Here is a 16,162-nt window from a genome sequence, read left to right as displayed (position 1 = left end):
GTCTTTTTTGGATATTGGTTAGTCAATGCTAACTATTTTGATAAGGAGGGATCACTTTGAAACAAAAGAAACCAAGCAGCCTGACTCGCATCTTGGGCTATGCGGGCGGGCACAAAAACCTGACGATCCTGGGCTGTATCCTGTCCGCCCTGTCGGCGGTGCTGGGGCTGGTACCCTACCTGTGTGTCTGGCTGGTGGCCAGAAGCATACTGGCCGCCTGGCCCAGCCTGGACGGGGCCGGGGATCTGGGTCGTTTTGGCTGGATGGCGGTGTGGTTTGCCATTGGCAGTATCCTGCTGTACTTTGCCGCCCTTATGTCCACCCATATCGCCGCCTTCCGCACCGCCCGGAACATCCGGCGCGCCGCTATGGCCCATGTGCTGAAGCTCCCCCTGGGCTTTTTTACCGGGAATCAATCGGGGCGGCTGCGCAAGCTCATCGACGACAACGCCGGGCTCACCGAGGACCTGCTGGCCCACAAGCTCCCCGACCTGGCCGCCACGGCGGTGACACCCATCGCTGCCATCGTCGTGCTGTTCCTCTTTGACTGGCGGATGGGCCTTCTGTGCCTGCTCACCATGGTGCTGGCTTTGCTGTCCATGTGCCTGATGATGGGCGGCAAAAATGCCGGCTTCTTCCACCGCTATCAAAAGGAGATCGAGCGCATGAGCGGCGAGGCGGTGGAGTATGTCCGGGGCATTCCGGTGGTAAAGATGTTCCAGCAGACGGTCTACTCCTTCAAGGCCTTCTACGCTGCCATTCAGGATTACAGCAACCTGGCCAGCCAGTACGCCATGAGCTGCCGGACAGGCCAGACCTGCTTCCTCACCTTCATCAACGGGGCCTTCGCCCTGCTGATCCCGGCAGCGCTGCTCATCGCCTCCGGCGGGGACGTGCGGACGGCGCTGGTGAACCTGATCTTCTACGCCCTGTTCGCCCCTGCCTGCGGCCAGATGATCAACCGCATCATGTATATGAGCGAGGCGGTGATGGAGGCCGACGAAGCCATCGGCCGTCTGGACGAGATCCTGAGCCAGCAACCTATGGAGGAGCCGAAGGTCCAAAAGAGGCCGGTCAACGATGCCGTGACCTTTGACCATGTGACCTTTACCTATCCCGGCGCCAGCCGGCCCGCGCTGGAGGATGTGAGTTTTTCTGTCCGGCCCGGTGAAGTGGTGGCCCTGGTGGGCCCCTCCGGCGGGGGAAAGACCACCGCCGCTAGCCTGATCCCCCGGTTCTGGGATGTGGACAGCGGCAGCGTCACCGTAGGCGGCGCGGACGTGCGGGAACTGGACGGCGCCGCCCTCATGGGGCAGATGGCCTTTGTGTTCCAGGATACCCGGCTGTTCAAGGAGAGCTTGCTGGAAAATATCCGGGCTGCCCGGACGGACGCATCCCGGGAGGAGGTGCTTGCTGCCGCTCATGCCGCCCAGTGCGATGACATTCTGGAAAAACTGCCCCAGGGGCTGGATACGGTGGTGGGCGCCAGGGGCGTCTATCTCTCCGGCGGGGAGCAGCAGCGCATCGCCCTGGCCCGGGCCATTTTGAAGGACGCTCCTATCGTGGTGCTGGACGAGGCCACCGCCTTCGCCGACCCGGAGAACGAGCATCAGATCCAAAAGGCCTTTGAGACCCTGACCCGGAACAAAACGGTTCTGATGATCGCCCACCGGCTGTCCACGGTGCAGAATGCGGACAACATCATCGTCTTAAACGAAGGAAAGATCGCGGAACAGGGCAGCCACAGCGCTCTATTGGAGAAAAACGGCGTCTACGCCGCCATGTGGGCGGACTATCAGCGCAGCGCCCAGTGGAAGGTTGGAAAGGAGGCAGCGGTATGACGAAGAAATTACAGCACATCTTCGCCCTCAGTGAGAAGGGGGCAAAGGATCTGGTGAAGGCCGTATTCTGGTGCTTTGTGTGCAATCTGGCTCTCATGTTCCCCGTCGGGGCGGTTCTGTTCACGGTCCAGCATCTGCTGGGCTGTCTGGAGGGCGGCAGCGACCCCATGGAGGGGTTCTGGACCTATGTGGGCTTTGCCCTGGCGGTGCTCCTCCTGCTGTTCGTCCTCCACTGGTTCCAGTACGCCTCTCTCTACATCGCCACCTACCGGGAGAGTGCCAACCGCCGGGTGAGCCTGGCGGAGACCCTGCGCAGACTCCCCCTGTCCTTTTTCGGAAACCGTGATCTCAGCGACTTGACCTCCACCATGATTGCCGACTGCTCCAGTCTGGACCAGATGTTCTCCCACTATGTGCCCCAGCTGTTTGCCTCCATCGGCTCCACGCTGGTGATCGGGGTGTGTATGTTTGCCTGCGACTGGCGCATGGCCCTGGCGGTGCTGTGGGTGGTGCCCGTGGCGGTGGCGCTGACGGCGGGCTCCAAAAAAATCCAGGATGCCTTCGGAACGAAAAACATCCTGAACAAGCGGGCGGTGGCCGACTGCATCCAGGAGGGGCTGGAGACCATCCGGGACATCAAGGCCTGCCACCGGGAGGAGCGGTATCTTGGCGATCTGGAGGCAAAGCTGTCCGCTATGGAGGGCAGTTCCATCCGGTCCGAGCTGGCCACCGGCGTGTTTGTGTGCTCCGCTCAGGCGTTCCTGCGCCTGGGGCTTGCCACCACGGTGCTCACCGGCGGGGCGCTGCTGCTGGCCGGGGAGCTCTCTTTCCTCTATTTCCTGGGCTTCCTGTTCGCCGCTGCCCGGCTGTATGATCCTCTGGGGGTGGTACTCCAGAATATCGCCGCCACCTTCAACACCAAGCTGCAAATTGAACGGATGCGCTCTATTCTGGAACAGCCGGTGCAGACAGGAACAGAGAACTTCCACCCCGACCGATACGACATCACCTTTGACCATGTCTCCTTTGCCTACCGGGAGGGAGCAGGGGTGTTGGAAGATGTGAGCTTCACCGCCCGCCAGGGGGAGGTCACCGCCCTCATTGGTCCCTCCGGGGGCGGGAAGTCCACCGCCTGCAAGCTGGCTGCCCGGTTCTGGGACGTCACCGGCGGGAAGGTGCTTTTAGGTGGGACGGATGTGTCCACGGTAGACCCGGAGACCCTCCTGCGCTCCTACTCTATGGTGTTCCAGGATGTGGTGCTGTTCCGGGACACGGTGATGGAGAACATCCGCTTGGGCCGCCGGGGTGCCACCGATGAGGAGGTGCTGGAGGCCGCCAAGGCCGCCCAATGCGATGAATTCATCCGTCGGCTGCCCCAGGGCTACCAGACGGTGATCGGCGAGAACGGCTCCACCCTTTCCGGCGGGGAGCGGCAGCGGATCTCCATCGCCCGGGCACTTCTAAAGGACGCGCCTGTGGTGCTGCTGGACGAGGCCACCGCCAGCCTGGACGTGGAGAACGAGAGTGCCGTCCAGACCGCCCTCTCCCGCCTGCTCCGGGGCAAGACGGTGCTGGTCATCGCCCATCGGATGCGTACCGTGGCGGGGGCCGACCACATTGTAGTGCTGGAGGACGGCCATGTGGCTCAGCAGGGTACCCCGGCGGAGCTGATGGAACAGGGCGGCCTCTACCGTCGTATGGTGGAGCTCCAGAGCGAGAGCGCCCAGTGGCGGCTGTTATGTAAGAAATAAAGCAGAACGACTGACGGGCGGCTCCCAATCATGGGTGCCATCCGTCAGCCGTCTGTTTTCAATGATTTGCCCCATACATAGCATAAGCCCCATAGGTTCACATTGTGTACCTATGGGGCTTATGCCTTCGCAGTTGCCTTTTGTTTTGGCGGAGAGAGAGGGATTCGAACCCTCGAACGGGTATTAGCCGTTACACGATTTCCAATCGTGCGCCTTCGACCAGCTCAGCCATCTCTCCAAACGGCTGCTGTCCCTGGTCACTCGTGACAGCGAAGATTATTATACCAGATTTTTTCCCGCCGTCAAGCTTTTTTTCAAAAAAATTTCGATTTTTTTGCCGGCCGGGAAATGGCCCCCTCCGGGAAGCGGTCTCTGCCGCCCCCTTTTGTCAAATCGCCCGGAAAAGAGGGCTCCTTTTTCCGCTGATTTTCCACGGGGAAAATTGACTTTTGTAAAAAAGGCGTATATAATAAAAAAAGTTTTCAATCCACTATGTTTCAAAATCAATTTTCAATGTTTGGACGGATTTCATCCAAAGGCGCTCCGCGCCCGAAGCAAACCCGAGACAGCAGGATAGGCCGGCGTTTCCGCCCGGCCTTTTCTTTGCCGGTGCGATCCGTCCTGTGGGAGGTCCCAACCATGAGTTTTTCCTTACCCCGCTATCTGGCCCCGGATTTTACCGCCCTGGGACTGGATCAGGCCCCGGACGTGAAGCTGGTCCCGGCGGAGCAGGACGGCGTCGTGCCCGACGGATACCACGCCACCACCCTGTTCCCGGAATACTACCATCTGGACGGCCGGTGGGTGCTGGCGGAGGACAGCCGCATGGACTGCGTGGCGGTGGCCCGGAACGGGCGGATTGAGATTGTGGAGTTCCGCAATGTGAAGGCGGGCGACCCGGTGGTGGTGGGCCGCACGGAGGACGGCTCCGAGGGCATCTACATCCACCCCAACTGCTTTGCCGACGAGGCGGGCAATCGGGAGGCCTTCGCCTTCCGCACCGGCCGCAGCCGGGAGACCGCCTACTCCATCGACTATGACGAGCTCTACCAGCTCCTCCGCCACGAGCGGGAGCACGGAAACATTCTCTGGGTGATGGGCCCCGCCTGTGCCTTTGACGCGGACGCCCGGGCCGCCTTTGCCGCCCTGGTGCGGGGCGGCTATGTCCACGGCCTGATGGCGGGCAACGCCCTGGCCACCCACGACCTGGAGGCCAGCTATCTGGGCACCGCCCTGGGCCAGGACATTTATACCCAGAAGCCCCACTACAACGGCCACTACAACCACATCGACACCATCAACGCGGTGCGGCGGCTGGGCTCCATCCCCGCCTTCGTGGAGTCCGGCGCGGTGACCGACGGCATCATGTATGAGTGCGTCCAAAATCAGGTCCCCTTTGTTCTTGTGGGCTCCGTCCGGGACGACGGCCCCCTGCCCGAGGTATATGGCGACGTATACCAGGGCCAGGACGCTATGCGGGAGCTGGTGCGGAAGGCCACCACCATCATCTGCATGGCCTCCACTCTGCACACCGTGGCCACCGGCAACATGACCCCCAGCTACCGGGTGGCGGAGGGAAACGTGCGCCCCCTGTACTTCTACTCGGTGGACATCTCCGAGTTCGCGGTGAACAAGCTGCGGGACCGGGGCAGTCTGTCAGTAAAGACCATTGTCACTAACGTGCAGGATTTTATTGTCCATGTTCGGAAGGGCGTCTGCCCGGCGGAGGGATGATCCTCCCGCCCCCTTCATCGTTCTGTGCGCAGATTCCCCCAGGAGCTTCAGGGAACCGCTTCCCCGGCTCCTGGGGGATTTTGTTTGTTTCCGCCCGAACGCACCGGGAATTTTTTCTTGTGCCCGGGGCGTGAAATATGGTATAGTAATTGTGTGTGTTGTTGAGGAAACCACAGGATGTCTTCTCCCTGGGAACAGCTTCCAAGGGCGGAAGACTGCTGTCCGCCCCATCAAGGAGGGATCTGTTTGCGTACCGGTCAAATCTGCCGTAAAGCGCTGCTGGCGCTCACGCTTCTGGGCACTCTGGCAGGGTGCGGCGCGCCCTCCGGCTCCAGCAGCTCGGGGGACAGCGAGGGGGATCTGATTCTCCTCACCATCGGGACTGCGGACAGCGGCGGAACCATGTATCAGGCGGGCAGCGCCATCGCCCAGGCCATCACCCAGGAGGACCACTCCATCAAGGTCAACATCAGCGCCTCCACCGGTTCGGGCATGAACGTCCGCTCTTTGGAATCGGGGGAGGTGGACCTGGCCCTGGTCTCCGGCGACATGGCCTACGCGGCGGTAAACGGGGAGGATGAGTTTCAGCCTCCCGTAGAGCTGCGAGCCATTGGGGCGGTCTACTCCAGCGTCTCCAACTGGGTGGTCCCCGCCTCCTCCGGCTATACCTATGTCCATGATCTCACCGGAGCCCGCATCGGCGCCGGTCCCCAGGGCTCCACCACAGAGCTGTCCGCCCGGGCGGCGGCGGCCTCCCTCTCCCTGGAGGAACAGGGCATCACTTTTGTCAACTGCAGCCTGGGGGATGGCGCGGAGATGCTGGGCAAAGGGGAACTGGACGCGGTCCACGCATTCACCGGCATGCCCGTGCCCAGCCTTGTGGCCCTGGCGAAGGAGATGCCCTGCCGGCTTCTGCTCTACACCCCGGAGGAGCTGGAGACCATTTTGGAGAAAAATCCAGTCTATTTCCCCACTCAGATCCCCGCCGGTACCTACCCCGGCCAGGAGGATACGGTGGATACCTTCGGCGTGAAGTGCCTGCTGTGCGTCAGCAGCTCCATGCCGGAGGATCTGGCCTATCAGCTGACCCAGGCCATCTGGAACGTCTCCGACCGCATGGGGGACTACTCCCCCGCCATGGACGACATGGCCCGGCCGGACTTTCTCTGCCAGAATCTGCCCATCCCTCTCCACCCCGGCGCAGAGCGCTTTTACCAGGAGGCCGGCGCCCTGTAACCCACCATTGACTTTTTCCTAGAGAACTGGTATATTATTCCCGGATATATACATATCCTATCTCAGAACAGTCCACCCAAAACAGATGCCAAATACCAACACCAATGACAACTGGAGGGATCGCTATGAAATTCTATGTCTGTGAGCATTGCGGAAACATTATCACCTTTGTGAAGTCCAGCGGCGTGCCTGTCATGTGCTGCGGCCAGAAGATGACCGAGATCGTCCCCGGCACCACCGACGCCGCCGTGGAGAAGCATGTCCCCGTGGTGAAGGCCGAGGGCAGCCAGGTCACCGTGACGGTGGGCGCCGTGGAGCACCCCATGCTCCCCGAGCACTTCATCGAATGGATTGTTCTGGAGACCCAGAAGGGCAGCCAGATCAAGCACCTGAAGCCCGGCGAGAAGCCCCAGGCGGTCTTTGCCCTGGCCGAGGGAGACCAGACAGTCGCCGCTTATGCCTACTGCAACCTCCACGGGCTGTGGAAGGCCTGATCCCGTTTTATCAATCGCTGAAGTATAACAAAGGGCGGAGCCGCAAGGCTCCGCCCTTTCAGGCTGTCGGAAAAGTCCGGGGACTTTTCCGACAGCCTGAAAAATGCCAATACTTTCCCACCGCTGCGCGGCGGAAAAGTCCTCGCTGCGCTCGCTGAACGCCTTGCCAAGCAAGGCATTCAGGGCATTCGATCCCACTCGAGGCGGGCTGCCGCCCCCTCGAGCTCCCCCGCCCAGACTCGGGCGGCTTTTATTCTGCACAAGTTTTTTGACATGCTGAGAGGGCGGAGCCGCAAAGCTCCGCCCTCTGTCTGTCTTTTTCCTTATTCCTCGGGTTTGGCTTCCTCTTCGGCGGGGGTCTCCTCCCCTTCCGCCTCGGCGGCCTGCTCGGCCACGATCTCGGCCTCCACGGCCTCCTCCACCTCGTCGGCGTCGATGACCTCTCCGTCCGCCTTGGCCTCGGCCTTCAGCTGAGCGATCCGCTCATTATTGGCCTCGATGGTGGCCTTGGCGGCGGCGATCTTCTCACAGGCGGCGGCGTAGCCCGCGTCGGGAGTGGCTCCGTGCTCGGCATAGTAGAGCTTGCCCAGCTCCACATAGGCCTTCTTGATTCCGCCCTCCTCCGCCAGGTTGGAGGCAGAGAGCTTGGCGATCTCCGCCACACGCTTGGAGGTGGCCACGCCGGCCTCCGCCAGGCGCTTAGACGTGGCGGCCACGCTCTGAGCCAGATCGGTGGCCATTTCAGTCAAATTATCCGAAAATCCCATGATTTCGTACCTCCTGTTTCGTACGGTTTCCCGTGTACTGGCTTCATTCTAACGCATTTTATTCAGCGGCGCAAGGACCTTTGTCTGGATTTAATCGTTTTTTTAGGTTCTCTGTATCCGACTTTCAGACTTGCCTCAGACCTGGAAATTGACCGAGGTGTCTCCCTTCTCGTCCTCGCCGAACTCGTAGTCCTTGCCCGGCAGAACGGCATTCAGAGCGATGCCGGCGATGGCGGCCACCGCCAGGCCGGACAGGCTCACCTCAATGGACCCCACAGAGAAGGTCACCGCCCCGGAGTAGTTGACTCCGATGGCCAGCACCATGATGATGGCGGCGATGATGACGTTACGGCTGTTGGTGAAGTCCACCTGATTTTCCACAATGTTGCGCACGCCCACAGCGGAGATCATGCCGTAGAGGACCATGGACACGCCGCCCATGGTGGCGGTGGGCATGGCGGACACCAGGGCCGCGAACTTGGGGGAGAAGGACAGCAGGATGGCAAGTCCCGCGGCGATGCGGATGACCCGTGGGTCATAGACCCGGGACAGGGCCAGCACGCCGGTGTTCTCCCCGTAGGTGGTGTTGGCCGGGGCCCCGAACAAAGCGGCCAGAGAGGTGGCCATGCCGTCGCCCAGCAGAGTGCGGTGGAGGCCCGGGTCCTGAAGGAAATTCCGCTCGCAGGTGGAGGAGATGGCGCAGATGCCGCCGATGTGCTCCACCATGGTGGCCAGGGCCAGGGGCATAATGGTCACCGCCGAGGTGAGCAGCATACCGGAGTCCACATTGGGCCGGCTGAACAGGCCGAACAGGGTGTCCTCAAACCGGAAGGGCAGGCCGATCCAGGGGGCGTCCAGCAGGGCCTGGACCTTGGCCGGGTCCATGACCTCCATTCCCGCGGCCTGACAGACGGCGGCCACTCCATAGGAGCCCACCACGCCCAGGAGGATGGGGATGATCTTCACCATGCCCTTGCCCCAGATGTTGCACACCACCACAATGGCGATGGCCACCAGGGCAATGGCCCAGTTGGAGCGGCAGTTGGTGATGGCGATGGAGCTGAGGGTCAGGCCGATGCAGATGATAATGGGGCCGGTGACGATGGGCGGGAAATAGCGCATCACCGCCTTGGTGCCGAACACCTTGAAGAGGGCGGCCAGCACCACATAGAGGAGTCCCGCCAGCACCACGCCGAAGCAGGCGTAGGGGAGCATCTCCGTGTTGGAGGACAGGCTTCCGTCCTCATTGGCAATCATGGGGGCGATGGCCTGATAGCCGCCGATAAACGCAAAGGATGAGCCCAAAAAGGCGGGCACCTTCCACTTGGTCAGAAAGTGGAACAGCAGCGTCCCCAGCCCCGCAAACAAAAGCGTTGCGGAAACGGACATTCCCGTGAGCGCGGGAACCAGAACAGTGGCGCCGAACATGGCAAACATGTGCTGAGCGCCCAGCACAAACATTTTGGGCCGCCCCAGCTGCCGGGCGTCGTAGATGCCTTGGGGTTGATTCATGGTTGTTTCTCCCTTCTTTTTCGTCTGTATCCACACAAAAAAAGACAATCACACGGTGATTGTCAGGAACACAAAGAGCAGAGCGCCATTGAAAGCATGTCTCCAAACCCGTCCATGGATACTCCCCTCTCCGCAAATTTTCTCTATTGTATCAGAGTTGGCGGGAAAACGCAAGAAAAACCTGTCCCGGCCTGCCCCCGCTTTTTTCTCTGCACGCCCTTCTTTTCATTGACTTTCCCGGGAAAACTGGATAAACTAATACTGATTTTGACCTGGAGGCCCGAGGGCTCCCAAGAGAAAGAGAACGCGTAAGGAGCGATGACCCATGAAAAAACCGTTTGTCACCCTGGAACAGCTCCAGGAGATTGTCAAGCAGTACCCCACCCCCTTCCATCTGTACGACGAGAAGGGCATCCGGGAGAACGCCCGGGCCCTGAAGGCCGCCTTTGCCTGGAACCCCGGCTATAAGGAGTTCTTCGCCGTGAAGGCCACCCCCAATCCCCAGATTTTGAAGATTTTGAAGGAGGAGGGCTGCGGCGTGGACTGCTCCTCCCTGTGCGAGCTGATGATGTCCGACCGCTGCGGCTTCCAGGGCGGGGAGATCATGTTCTCCTCCAACGACACCCCGGCGGAGGAGTTCGCTCTGGCCGCCCAGCTGGGGGCCACCATCAACCTGGACGACATCACCCACATCGACTTTCTGAAGGACACCATCGGGTACATCCCCAAGAAAATCTCCTGCCGCTTCAACCCCGGCGGCACCTTCCAGCTGGGGGAGAGCAAGGAGGGATTCCAGGTGATGGACAACCCCGGAGAGGCCAAGTACGGCATGACCCGGGAGCAGATCGCCCAGGCGTTCAAGCGCCTGAAGGAGATGGGGGCCGAGGAGTTCGGCATCCACGCCTTCCTGGCCTCCAACACCCTGTCCAACGACTACTACCCCGCCCTGGCCAAGATTCTGTTCCAGCTGGCGGTGGACCTGAAGAATGAGACGGGAGCTCACATCACCTTCATCAACCTGTCCGGCGGCGTGGGCATCCCCTACCGCCCGGAGCAGCCCGCCAACGACATCGCCGTTATCGGCGAGGGGGTGCGGCGCGCCTATGAGGAGGTGCTGGTCCCCGCGGGCATGGACGACGTGTCCATCTGCACCGAGCTGGGCCGGTTCATGCTGGCCCCCTACGGCCATCTGGTCACCAAGGTGCTCCACCAGAAGCACATCTACAAGGAGTACATCGGGGTGGACGCCTGCGCCTCCAACCTGATGCGCCCGGCCATCTACGGGGCCTACCACCACATCACCGTCATGGGCAAGGAGGACGCCCCCTGCGACCACAAGTACGACGTCACCGGCTCCCTGTGCGAGAACAGCGACAAGTTCGCCATCGACCGCATGCTGCCGGAGATCAACATCGGCGACCTGCTGGTCATCCACGACACCGGCGCCCACGGCCACGCCATGGGATATCAGTACAACGGCCGCCTGCGCTCGGCCGAGGTCCTCCTGTGCGAGGACGGCTCCACCCGCCTCATCCGGCGGGCCGAGACGCCGGAGGATTACTTCGCCACCGCGATTTGGGATTAAATTTCTTTTTGTAGGGGCGGCCCATGTGGCCGCCCGCGTGGGAGGGTTTTCGCCCTCTGTATGGCGCGACGACTCGGCGCGCCGCTCCTGTGGTTTCCCGCAGGGGGATTTCGCCGCCTGCGGGCGGCGACCTACTTTGCCCATGGCGGCAAAGTAGGCAAAACGCCCCCGGGGACGCGTCCGATGGGCTACGGCTGCGCTTCGCTCCGCCTAGGCCCATAGGCCGCTTTCCCCGGACCCCATTACGGGAGATGCCCTCCTGGTAGTTGGTGCGTCATTTCCGGCGCGCAAAATTTGAGTGGGTGTCTAAATTCCCGCCGGGCCACTGGGCCCTGGCGGCTCAGAAATTGCAGCTGATGCGGCTCAACTTCTGCGCCTGGCTTTGATGAGCCAACGCTCCCGGCGCGTGTTATGCCGTAGGGGCGACCCTTGCGGTCGCCCGCAAAGCCTTCCCCCTTCCAGGGGGAAGGTGGCACGGCGAAGCCGTGACGGATGAGGGTGCCCCCTTGATATGCCCCCGGCGGGAGCCCCAAGGGGCTCCCCTACCCGATTCCGGCAAATTTTTTTAAATCCCGTAGGGGAGGGGCTTGCCCCTCCCGCCGTATCCCGGAAAGCGATCCTTTAACCAATGGGCCGTCAGGGACCGGTCACTACGAAAAAACACAGCCGTTCCTGTATCCCCGCTGTAGGGGCGGGTCCAAGACTCGCCCGTCTCAAGGGTGGCACACCTTCCGCAGGGCCGCCTCACCGGGCCGCCCGCCTTCCCACACGCATTCCCCACACATTGTTTCGTCAGGACGGGGCCCGCCCCGCCCTGAATTTTTGCCGTTTCCACAGAAATCTTAAATCAACAAGGAGAGAATCATTCCATGAACATTATGGGCGAGCTTGCCCTGATCTTTGGGATCTGTCTGGTGGGAGAGGGGGTGGCGGCCCTTCTCCCGGTGGCCTTTCCGGCCAGCGTCATCAGCATGGTGCTGCTGATGGTCCTGCTGCTCACCGGCGTGGTGAAGGACCGGCACATCCAAACCGCCTCCCACTTTCTGGTGGCCAATATGGCCTTTTTCTTTCTGCCCTCCTTTGTGGGGCTGCTGGAGCATATAGAGCTGCTGAAAAGCCAGCTGGTCCCCCTGCTCCTTATCATTGTGCTCACCACGCCGGTGGTCTATCTGATCACCGGGTGGACGGTGCGGCTGCTGATGCTCCGCCACCGGAACCGGAAGGAGGACCGCCATGTTTGACGCGATTCTGACCTCTCCGTTTTTCGGTCTGGCCCTGTCCGCCGCCGCCTGGTGCGCCGGGCTGTGGGTCCAGAAGAAAACCGGGTGGGTGCTGTGCAACCCCCTGATCATCGCCGGCGTGCTGATCATCGCCATTCTGGCTGTCTTTCACATCCCCCTGGAGCACTACAACCAGGGGGCCGGCCTGATCCAGATGATGCTGGGGCCGGTGACGGCGGTGCTGGCCCTGAACATCTACCACCAGCGCGCCACCCTCAAGGAGTATTTTCTTCCGGTCCTGGCGGGGTGCCTGGCGGGCACCCTGGCCAGCCTGGGCAGCGTGCTGGCCCTGTGCCGGCTGTTCCAGCTGGAGGACGTGCTCACCGCCTCCCTTCTGCCCAAGAGCGTCACCACCGCCATCGCCCTGGGCATCGCCGAGAGCCAGGGCGGCATCCAGGGGGTGGCCGCGGCGGCGGTGATTCTGGCCGGTCTGGTGGGGGCGGTGTTTGCCCCTCTGTTCGCCAAGTGGTTCCGCATCACCGACCCGGTGGCGGAGGGACTGGCTATCGGGGCGTGCAGCCACGCCCTGGGCACCGCCAAAGCCATGGAGATCGGCGAGATTCAGGGAGCCATGAGCTCCATCGCCATCTGTGTGTGCGGGATCTTCACCTCCCTGCTGGCCCTGTTTCTCTAAAAGGAGGACCCTGCATGGAGTTCTACTATCACAGCCGCATGGGAAAGGCCTGGCAAATGGCCTACCACGCCATCCTCACCGGCCTGGAGGAGCTGCGCCCCGCCTTCCCCGTCCCCCGGCTGGAGATGGAGGAGCTGGGGCAGATCCTGTTCCAGCTCCGCCTGGACCACCCGGAGATCTTCTATGTCACCGGCTTCTCCTGCCGGGTCCACCCCGCCGCCTCCACGGTGGAGTTTCTGCCCCAGTACCTCTTTGACAGAGGGAAGATCCGGGAGCACCAGCGGGCCATGTCCGCCCGGATCGCCAAGCTGGCCCGCCCCGCCATGGACAAGAGCGAGGTTGAAAAGGAGCGGTACATCCACGACTTCATCTGCCAGAACGTGCGGTACGACAAGCTGAAAAAGCCCTACTCCCACGAGATCCTGGGCCCTCTGGGCCAGGGGGTGAGCGTGTGCGAGGGCATCGCCAAGGCGGTGAAGGCCCTGTGCGACGCCCTGGGGCTGTGGTGCATCGTGGTCATCTCGGAGAACAACCCGGACAAGGGCATCCGCTACCGCCACGCCTGGAACATTGTGAGGATCGGCGGGCAGTATTACCATCTGGACGCCACCTTTGACAACTCCCTGGGAGGAGACGGGGTGATCCGGTACGACTACTTCAATCTGGACGACAAAAAAATCTTCCGGGACCATGAGCCCATTCTCACCCATGCCCCCGCCTGCACCCAGGGGGACCGGTTCTTCTACCGGGAACAAAAGCTGTCCTTTACCAAGCAGGAGGAGGTGGGCCGGCGGGCCCTCCAGGCCATCCGCAAGAAAAAGCCCCTGGTCTTCCACTGGCGGGGCGGCTATCTCACCCGGGACGTTCTGGGGGAGCTGGTCGCCCTCCTGGAGCGGGCCGCCCAGGAGAAGGGGCTCCACGCCCAGGTGAAGGTGAACTGGCCCCAGGCCGTCCTCCAGGTCTCCTTCGTCCCCCAGCCGCCCGGCTCCGCCCTCACGCCCCAGCAGGCCAACGAGGGGGAGGACGCTCCCGCGCCTCTGGACGAGCCCCTTCCTCCCCTGTAAACGCGGCTTCGCCGCTGTTCCGTCCCCCGGCCTCCTCCACGGCGGCAGGGGGCGTTGTTTTTCCAGGGCTCCCCGCGTATGATTCATGGAGCGGCCTCTCATCCTAACTCTGTCCGGCGGGAGACGGAGCCACTCCGCCTCCCGGGCCGAATCTGGGCGGAGACAGGTCCGCCGTTCAGGAGGATGCGGGATGGAGTGGTTCTGGTATTTTCTCTTTTACAGCTTTCTGGGTTTCCTGCTGGAGGTGGGCTACGCCTGGTGGACGGGCGGGGATCTGGACCGGAAGTGCCTGCTTCTCCTCCCCCTGTGCCCGGTGTACGGCCTGGGGGCCTGCGCGGTGCTGCTGCTCCCCGGGGCGGTGCTCCGCTCCCCCGTCCTCCTGGTGATTGTGGGGGGGCTCACCGCCACGGCGGTGGAGTACGCCGTCTCCGTCTTTTATCAAAGGGCCTTCTCTGTCTCCTTCTGGGACTATCGCGGCCAGCTGGGCAACCTCAACGGGCGGGTCTGCCTCCCCTTTACCCTGGCCTGGGGGCTTCTCCTGCTCCCCATGGTCTACTGGGTCCACCCGGCGGCCGTCCGGCTGTTTGCCGTGATCCCGCCCCCGGCGTCCTGGGCGGCCCTGGCCGCGTTTACCGCCGACGGGATCGTCTCCTCGGTCATCCTGCGCCGCACCGGGGACCGGACCCGGCTGCGGTGGTACCGGACCGCGGAGCGGCCCCAATAGGCCCGGCCATTCCCGCCCTGGACCGCTTTACGACAATAAAAAAACAGCCGCGAAATGCGGCTGCTTTTTGTCCCTTGTTACTCCTCGTAGTCCTCATACTCCGAGGCGCAGGCCTTCTGCTGGACCTTGGTCTTGGCGTAGTCCCCCAGTTCGGCCAGCTTGTCCCAGTAGGCGATGATGGCGCAGATGACGCCGGCGGCGGTGAGGGACAGGGCCACGATCTTCAGCACGAAGCGGGCAACTTTCATAAGGCAATTCCTCCTCATACGGATTCTGTTGTCCATAGTGTACACGATGGACGGAGAAAATACAACTGTTTTTTCAAAATTTGTCCGGCGTGCCCCGGTCCTTACACATTAAAACGGAACAGGATGATGTCGCCGTCCTGGACGATGTATTCCTTGCCCTCGGAGCGGATGAGGCCCTTCTCCCGGGCGGCGGCCATAGAGCCGCAGGCCATCAGGTCGTCGTAGGCGATCACTTCCGCCCGGATAAAGCCCCGCTCAAAGTCGGAGTGGATCTTGCCGGCGGCCTGGGGCGCCTTGGTGCCCTTGGTGATGGTCCAGGCCCGGCACTCGTCCTCGCCGGAGGTCAGGTAGGAGATGAGGCCCAGCAGGGTGTAGCTGGCCTTCACCAGCCGGTCCAGGCCGGACTCGGGCACGCCCAGGTCGTCCAGGAACATCTTCTTCTCCTCGGGCTCCAGCTCGGCGATCTCCGCCTCCAGCTTGGCGCACACAGGGATCACCTGTGCCCCCTCCGAGGCCGCCCGCTCCTTCACCTGCTGGTAGTAGGCCACCCCCTCCGGGTCGGAAAATCCGTCCTCGTCCAGGTTGGCCGCATAGATCACCGGCTTCAGGGACAGCAGCTCCGAGGTGGCGATGAGGGCGGCGTCGTCCTCGTCCACCTGGCTCAAGTAGCTCCGGGCGGATTTGCCGTCGTTGAGCCAGCCCTTCAGGCCGGTGAAGACATCCACCTCCCGGAGGAACTTCTTGTCCCCCTTGGCCGCCTTCTGGGCCTTGTCGATGCGCCGGTCCACCATCTCCGCGTCGGCCAGGATCAGCTCCAGGTCGATGGTATCCATATCCCGGATGGGGTCGGTGGAGCCCTCCACATGGATCACGTTCTCGTCGTCAAAGCAGCGCACCACGTGGACGATGGCGTCGGTCTGGCGGATGTTGGCCAAAAACTTGTTGCCCAGGCCCTCCCCCCGGGAGGCCCCCTTCACCAGTCCGGCGATGTCCACGAACTCGATCACCGCCGGGGTGGTCTTTTTGGGGTGGTACATCTCAGACAGCTTGTCCAGACGGGCGTCGGGCACCGCCACCACGCCCACATTGGGGTCGATGGTGCAGAAGGGGTAGTTGGCGCTCTCCGCGCCGGCGTTGGTAATGGCGTTGAAAAGGGTGCTCTTTCCCACATTGGGGAGACCCACGATGCCTAATTTCATATATCTCTACATCTCCTTAAAAAATGCCGTATTTACAAGGTTTTCGCGCTTTGGCGTTTTGGTGGCTACGCCATTTTTACGCCATTTGCGCAT

The 16,162-nt window shown here is 62.2% G+C and carries 14 protein-coding genes and 1 tRNA gene; 10 read left to right on the top strand and 5 right to left on the bottom strand.

Going from position 1 to position 16,162, the window contains the following annotated elements:
* Positions 1-56: 56 nt before the first annotated feature.
* The gene (locus tag B5F19_RS02810) at positions 57-1,841 is read left to right on the top strand and encodes an ABC transporter ATP-binding protein (RefSeq protein ID WP_087287730.1); all 1,785 of its coding nucleotides are present in this window, start codon (positions 57-59) and stop codon (positions 1,839-1,841) included.
* The gene (locus B5F19_RS02805) at positions 1,838-3,592 is read left to right on the top strand and encodes an ABC transporter ATP-binding protein (RefSeq protein ID WP_087287727.1); all 1,755 of its coding nucleotides are present in this window, start codon (positions 1,838-1,840) and stop codon (positions 3,590-3,592) included. The genes B5F19_RS02810 and B5F19_RS02805 overlap by 4 nt, the downstream gene beginning before the upstream one ends.
* Positions 3,593-3,738: 146 nt before the next feature.
* Here B5F19_RS02805 and B5F19_RS02800 read toward each other — a convergent pair.
* Positions 3,739-3,830: transfer RNA gene (locus tag B5F19_RS02800), tRNA-Ser, on the bottom strand.
* 401 nt (positions 3,831-4,231) lie between these two features.
* On the opposite strand from B5F19_RS02800, the gene B5F19_RS02795 reads away from it, so the two are divergent.
* The 3 genes from B5F19_RS02795 to B5F19_RS02785 all read left to right on the top strand — a co-directional run bounded on the left by B5F19_RS02795 (position 4,232) and on the right by B5F19_RS02785 (position 7,056).
* Complete coding sequence (locus tag B5F19_RS02795) at positions 4,232-5,326, top strand: hypothetical protein (RefSeq protein WP_087287724.1); 1,095 nt, start codon at positions 4,232-4,234, stop codon at positions 5,324-5,326.
* Between the two features lie 246 nt (positions 5,327-5,572).
* Positions 5,573-6,562, top strand: coding sequence for a TAXI family TRAP transporter solute-binding subunit (locus B5F19_RS02790; RefSeq protein WP_242972676.1), 990 nt, complete (start codon positions 5,573-5,575; stop codon positions 6,560-6,562).
* A 125-nt stretch (positions 6,563-6,687) separates the two neighbouring features.
* Positions 6,688-7,056, top strand: a complete 369-nt coding sequence (locus B5F19_RS02785; protein WP_087287718.1) for a desulfoferrodoxin family protein — start codon at positions 6,688-6,690, stop codon at positions 7,054-7,056.
* Positions 7,057-7,379: 323 nt separating this feature from the next.
* Here B5F19_RS02785 and B5F19_RS02780 read toward each other — a convergent pair whose 3' ends face one another.
* On the bottom strand, positions 7,380-7,823 hold the full coding sequence (locus tag B5F19_RS02780) for a serine proteinase (protein ID WP_087287715.1): 444 nt from the start codon (positions 7,821-7,823) through the stop codon (positions 7,380-7,382).
* A 135-nt stretch (positions 7,824-7,958) separates the two neighbouring features.
* Positions 7,959-9,335, bottom strand: coding sequence for a uracil-xanthine permease family protein (locus B5F19_RS02775; RefSeq protein WP_087287712.1), 1,377 nt, complete (start codon positions 9,333-9,335; stop codon positions 7,959-7,961).
* Positions 9,336-9,660: 325 nt separating this feature from the next.
* Here B5F19_RS02775 and B5F19_RS02770 point away from each other — a divergent pair, with 325 nt between their 5' ends.
* The 5 genes from B5F19_RS02770 (at position 9,661) to B5F19_RS02750 (ending at position 14,622) form a co-directional block, all read left to right on the top strand.
* The gene (locus B5F19_RS02770; RefSeq protein ID WP_087287709.1) at positions 9,661-10,920 is read left to right on the top strand and encodes a diaminopimelate decarboxylase; all 1,260 of its coding nucleotides are present in this window, start codon (positions 9,661-9,663) and stop codon (positions 10,918-10,920) included.
* A gap of 869 nt (positions 10,921-11,789) precedes the next feature.
* Positions 11,790-12,161: a CidA/LrgA family protein gene (locus B5F19_RS02765; RefSeq protein WP_087287706.1), complete on the top strand. Its 372-nt coding sequence runs from the start codon at positions 11,790-11,792 to the stop codon at positions 12,159-12,161.
* Positions 12,154-12,834: an LrgB family protein gene (locus B5F19_RS02760; protein ID WP_087287703.1), complete on the top strand. Its 681-nt coding sequence runs from the start codon at positions 12,154-12,156 to the stop codon at positions 12,832-12,834. Before B5F19_RS02765 ends, B5F19_RS02760 begins: the two co-directional genes overlap by 8 nt.
* Before the next feature lie 14 nt (positions 12,835-12,848).
* Positions 12,849-13,898 carry a transglutaminase domain-containing protein gene (locus B5F19_RS02755; protein ID WP_087287700.1) on the top strand — a complete coding sequence of 350 codons (1,050 nt, stop codon included), beginning with the start codon at positions 12,849-12,851 and terminating at the stop codon, positions 13,896-13,898.
* A gap of 190 nt (positions 13,899-14,088) precedes the next feature.
* Positions 14,089-14,622, top strand: a complete 534-nt coding sequence (locus tag B5F19_RS02750) for a putative ABC transporter permease (RefSeq protein WP_087287696.1) — start codon at positions 14,089-14,091, stop codon at positions 14,620-14,622.
* Between the two features lie 77 nt (positions 14,623-14,699).
* Here B5F19_RS02750 and B5F19_RS02745 read toward each other — a convergent pair whose 3' ends face one another.
* Together B5F19_RS02745 and ychF are read right to left on the bottom strand one after the other, a co-directional pair.
* Positions 14,700-14,870, bottom strand: a complete 171-nt coding sequence (locus B5F19_RS02745; RefSeq protein ID WP_242972675.1) for a hypothetical protein — start codon at positions 14,868-14,870, stop codon at positions 14,700-14,702.
* A 101-nt stretch (positions 14,871-14,971) separates the two neighbouring features.
* Positions 14,972-16,069: a redox-regulated ATPase YchF gene (gene ychF / locus B5F19_RS02740; RefSeq protein ID WP_087287690.1), complete on the bottom strand. Its 1,098-nt coding sequence runs from the start codon at positions 16,067-16,069 to the stop codon at positions 14,972-14,974.
* Between the last annotated feature and the right edge of the window lie 93 nt (positions 16,070-16,162).

Source organism: Pseudoflavonifractor sp. An184, assembly GCF_002160305.1.
In the GTDB taxonomy this organism is placed as follows: Bacteria; Bacillota; Clostridia; order Oscillospirales; family Oscillospiraceae; genus Lawsonibacter; species Lawsonibacter pullicola.
The sequence above is the reverse complement of the archived record's forward strand: the minus strand, read 5'-3'. Positions and strand labels throughout refer to the sequence as shown.

What these genes read in the sequence shown, in the direction of transcription:
- B5F19_RS02780 (WP_087287715.1), bottom strand. Translation starts at nt 7,823, where the DNA reads ATGGGATTTTCGGATAATTTGACTGAAATGGCCACCGATCTGGCTCAG.
- B5F19_RS02760 (WP_087287703.1), top strand. Translation starts at nt 12,154, where the DNA reads ATGTTTGACGCGATTCTGACCTCTCCGTTTTTCGGTCTGGCCCTGTCC.
- B5F19_RS02775 (WP_087287712.1), bottom strand. Translation starts at nt 9,335, where the DNA reads ATGAATCAACCCCAAGGCATCTACGACGCCCGGCAGCTGGGGCGGCCC.
- B5F19_RS02755 (WP_087287700.1), top strand. Translation starts at nt 12,849, where the DNA reads ATGGAGTTCTACTATCACAGCCGCATGGGAAAGGCCTGGCAAATGGCC.
- B5F19_RS02750 (WP_087287696.1), top strand. Translation starts at nt 14,089, where the DNA reads ATGGAGTGGTTCTGGTATTTTCTCTTTTACAGCTTTCTGGGTTTCCTG.
- B5F19_RS02795 (WP_087287724.1), top strand. Translation starts at nt 4,232, where the DNA reads ATGAGTTTTTCCTTACCCCGCTATCTGGCCCCGGATTTTACCGCCCTG.
- B5F19_RS02745 (WP_242972675.1), bottom strand. Translation starts at nt 14,870, where the DNA reads ATGAAAGTTGCCCGCTTCGTGCTGAAGATCGTGGCCCTGTCCCTCACC.
- B5F19_RS02805 (WP_087287727.1), top strand. Translation starts at nt 1,838, where the DNA reads ATGACGAAGAAATTACAGCACATCTTCGCCCTCAGTGAGAAGGGGGCA.
- ychF (WP_087287690.1), bottom strand. Translation starts at nt 16,069, where the DNA reads ATGAAATTAGGCATCGTGGGTCTCCCCAATGTGGGAAAGAGCACCCTT.
- B5F19_RS02785 (WP_087287718.1), top strand. Translation starts at nt 6,688, where the DNA reads ATGAAATTCTATGTCTGTGAGCATTGCGGAAACATTATCACCTTTGTG.
- B5F19_RS02770 (WP_087287709.1), top strand. Translation starts at nt 9,661, where the DNA reads ATGAAAAAACCGTTTGTCACCCTGGAACAGCTCCAGGAGATTGTCAAG.
- B5F19_RS02765 (WP_087287706.1), top strand. Translation starts at nt 11,790, where the DNA reads ATGAACATTATGGGCGAGCTTGCCCTGATCTTTGGGATCTGTCTGGTG.